Raw genomic sequence first — 3765 nt, forward strand, 5'->3', positions numbered from 1 at the left:
ATAGCCGAGCGGGGCACTCCGGAACTCGCGGCCAACTCATAGCCGGTGGCGGGCTGTTTCTTCAGCAGCGCAGTGTAAACTTTGGATTCACTTTTGGTAAATCCAAGCTCAGTCATTGCGGATAATACTTTTCGTTCCATGATTCTGCCCCTTCGGTAACTCGACATAGCGTTACTGTTTTGGAGCGCGATATGCAAGCAGTGTTCTATCTTCTTCATTGATTTCAATGACTTTGTGAATTGTTAAGAAAGTAGAAATCTCAGCCGATCCTCGTTTCTCGCACGAATGCGATTCCTGATGGACAAATTCGAAGAGATACGTTAGTAACTCCACATTGAGTTACGACAGGAGGGGTCATGCAAGGTACAATAGACAGTAAGATCGCATATTTTTGTATGGAATATGGTCTGGATGAATCGTTGCCAATTTACTCGGGGGGATTGGGAGTCTTGGCCGGCGATATTATGAAGGCAGCTCGCGACAGCGACACGAATTTAATTGGTGTCGGCGTTATGTGGGACGAGGGCTATACCGTTCAGCGTACCGATGATCAGGGTCATGTTTATGACACTTGGGAAAAAACGCCTCGCACCTCACTTCGTGAACTCGATGTTTCTATCGAGGTTCAAATCGGTGAAGAAAGTGTCGGTTTAAACGCATTCGAGGTTGAGGGTTTTGGAAATACCCAGCTTTATCTTTTAGAGCCTAAGCTGGAGAAGCATCGCGATATGACGCGCAGGCTCTACAATGGTCAGGGCAAAATGCGGATTGCTCAAGAAATGATCTTGGGTATTGGTGGGGTTAGACTCTTACGAGCGTTAGAGATTCCAGTGGAGCTTTACCACTTCAATGAAGGACACGCCTTGTTTGCTGGCTTTGAATTGATTCGAGAGAAGATGCACGAAGGTCTGAGCTTTGGTCAGGCTTTGACTGCCTCAAGAAGTGAAGTCGTCTTTACAACGCATACTCCCGTTAAAGCCGGTAATGAGATTCACGCGATGTCGGATTTACTCGAGCAGGGCGTGGGGCTGGGTGTACTTGGCGAAACAGAGCTGACGAACCTGGGTGGCAATCCGTTTGAAATGACTGTGGCTGCGTTGCGTTTAAGTCGCAAAGCCAATGCCGTGGCAAAGCTTCATGGCCAAACCGCGGCTCAAATGTGGGCACATGTTGAGGGCGGCGCTGAAATCATTCCAATCACCAATGGTATTCATTTACCAAGCTGGCAAGACAAGCGAGTCGCTGATTGGATGCCTACCCGTGTGCCAGGCGCATTATGGGATATCACCAGAGATTTGAAGAAGGAATTGATCGCATATATTCAGGAAAAAACAGGCCAAACGCTGGCTGACGATAAACTCCTGATTGGCTTTGCCCGCCGCGCTGCAACCTATAAGCGTGCCGATTTAATCTTAGAAGATTTAGATTGGCTTTCACCGTATCTAAAGGCGGGTACCATTCAGATTGTTTTCTCGGGTAAGGCACACCCTGAGGACGCCGAAGGTAAAGCGATGATCGAACGGGTCACGAAGGTTGCAAAGGATTTCCCAGAGGCCATCGTCTTTCTAGATAATTACGATATGGAAGTTGGCCGATTGATGACACGGGGTGTGGATGTTTGGCTAAACAATCCCCGGAGACCGAAAGAAGCTTCAGGCACAAGTGGAATGAAAGCCGCGGCCAATGGTGGGCTTAATCTAAGTATCCTAGATGGTTGGTGGGATGAGGGTTGTCGCCATGGTGAGAATGGTTGGCAGTTTGGCGACGGCTATGAAGGCGAGGGGCAAGACGGGCACGATGGTCATGCTTTGCGAATGGCCTTGAGTGATTTTGTTTTACCTACTTATTACGATAACCGGAAAAGATGGCTTGAAATGATGGAGGCGTCCATTACGACTGCCTGCGATGATTTTTCAGCACGATTGATGGTAGACACATACTACGAGAAGCTTTATCGGTGATTTCAGTTTCAGTGGGGGATAGATGAAAGCTGCACCGAAATCTGCCAGCGTAGAGCTCAAGGGCATATCTAAATCATTTGATGGCACATCAGTTGTTGAAAGCCTCGATCTGTCTATCGCAGATGGAGAATTTCTCGTTCTAGTTGGGCCATCAGGCTGCGGGAAAAGTACGACGTTGCGAATGATTGCTGGCTTAGAGTCAGTGGATCACGGTGACCTCTTTATGGGAGACGAGCGGGTGAATGATGTGTCACCCAAAGATCGGGACATCGGTATGGTGTTTCAGTCATATGCTCTTTACCCCCATATGACGGTTGCTGAAAATATGGCTTTTGGACTGAAGCTGCGCAAAACACCGAAAGAGGAAATTCGTCAGCGTGTTGAGAAGGTGGCGACGAGCTTGGGCCTTCAGGAACTTCTTGAGAGAAAGCCTTCGCAGCTATCCGGCGGGCAGAGGCAGCGCGTGGCGATGGGCCGTGCAATTGTGCGGGAACCGCGGGTTTTTCTTTTTGACGAACCGTTATCTAATCTTGACGCAGCTCTGCGGGTTGAGATGCGAGCTGAACTCTCAGCACTCCACCGCCGTCTTGGGACGACGATGATTTATGTCACCCACGACCAAACTGAGGCCATGACCTTAGGAACGAGAATAGCCGTTTTACATGGAGGAAAGCTCCAACAAGTTGACAGCCCTCTTGACCTTTTCGATAGACCTGTCAACCAATTTGTGGCTGGTTTTATCGGCTCTCCTAAGATGAATTTCATCGATGGTACTTTGTCTTCAGAACATTCTCACTTTGAAACTGCTCTAGGTCCAATAGAGAATCCGTGGCAAGGCCTTAGTGTTGAGCCAGGAAAGCGGCTTACGCTTGGAGTGCGACCTGCGCATATTTCGTTGGAGCGCTCTTCAGGGCCAAGAGGCGCCGCTACAGTCACGATGATTGAACCGATGGGGTGGGAGACCCGTATTCACTTAGAAACACAGGGTGCGCAGTTGATTGTGCAACATCTCGGACAAGGCTTTGAAGGCCTTGACGCAGGGCAAAGTCTAAACTGTATCGTGAACCCGGGCGAACTCTATGCTTTTGATAGCTCGGGTAAAACGGTGGCATTTCCAACACGCGTGGCCCTCAGATGAAACTTCGATGGCTCATCACCCTTTGTGTGACATTTGTCCTTCTGGCCTCTCTGTCGGCCAAGGCGCAAACAGAGCCTCTCACTTTGTGGCACAGTTATCGCGGCCAGGAAAAGGTGGCTCTCGATGAGTCACTCAAAGTCTTCGAAGCGCAGTACCCCGGCGTTAAGCTTAAGGTCTTGGCGATCCCCTATGATGTGATGGCCTCTAAGCTGAGCACGGCAATGCCCCGCGGTCATGGACCGGACATTTTTATCTACGCCCACGAGAAAGTTGGTTCCTGGAAAAAAGCGAATCTTGTAAGCCCCTTGAACGATCAAGACAGTGCTTGGGCCAAAGAGGTATTTTTTCCTGAAACGATAAGTTCGCTTGAAGTGGACCAGGAGATTTATGGGTACCCTCTTAGCTTTAAGAGTTTGGTGCTTTTTCGAAACACGGACCTCGTGCCTAATGCGCCGCGAACCACAGACGAACTCTTGGTGATTGCTGAGTCTTTAAAAGAGAAGAACATTTTTGGCTTGGCGTATCAGGCCGACAGTTTTTACTTCCATGCAGCATGGTACTTGGGTTTCAATGCTAGGCTGCCTTTGGAGCCGCAGCTGACCGAATTTGAATCGCCTGAATCACTCGATTCGTTTTCTTTTTTGGAAGAACTGGTCCGGCGAAAGG

4 protein-coding genes are annotated in these 3765 nt (G+C 49.2%); 3 read left to right on the plus strand and 1 reads right to left on the minus strand.

Annotation, left to right across the window (positions count from 1 at the left end; translation table 11 throughout):
- Positions 1–140: TrmB family transcriptional regulator (locus HOK28_17400; GenBank protein MBT6434877.1), on the minus strand; the 140-nt coding region annotated here is incomplete at its 3' end.
- 216 nt (positions 141–356) lie between these two features.
- On the opposite strand from HOK28_17400, the gene glgP reads away from it, so the two are divergent.
- The 3 genes from glgP to HOK28_17415 form a co-directional block, all read left to right on the plus strand.
- The gene (gene glgP / locus HOK28_17405) at positions 357–1961 is read left to right on the plus strand and encodes an alpha-glucan family phosphorylase (GenBank protein MBT6434878.1); all 1605 of its coding nucleotides are present in this window, start codon (positions 357–359) and stop codon (positions 1959–1961) included.
- 22 nt (positions 1962–1983) lie between these two features.
- Entirely contained in the window at positions 1984–3099 is a 1116-nt protein-coding gene (ugpC, locus tag HOK28_17410) for a sn-glycerol-3-phosphate ABC transporter ATP-binding protein UgpC (protein ID MBT6434879.1), read from the plus strand.
- Positions 3096–3765, plus strand: a 670-nt coding sequence (locus HOK28_17415) for an extracellular solute-binding protein (GenBank protein MBT6434880.1), incomplete at its 3' end; no start/stop codon positions are given. The genes ugpC and HOK28_17415, both read left to right, overlap by 4 nt.

The organism is Deltaproteobacteria bacterium, from assembly GCA_018668695.1.
In the GTDB taxonomy this organism is placed as follows: domain Bacteria; phylum Myxococcota; class XYA12-FULL-58-9; order XYA12-FULL-58-9; family JABJBS01; genus JABJBS01.

Excerpts from the sequence above, each read along its gene's own strand:
- glgP (MBT6434878.1), top strand. The coding sequence starts at position 357 with ATGCAAGGTACAATAGACAGTAAGATCGCATATTTTTGTATGGAATAT.
- ugpC (MBT6434879.1), top strand. The coding sequence starts at position 1,984 with ATGAAAGCTGCACCGAAATCTGCCAGCGTAGAGCTCAAGGGCATATCT.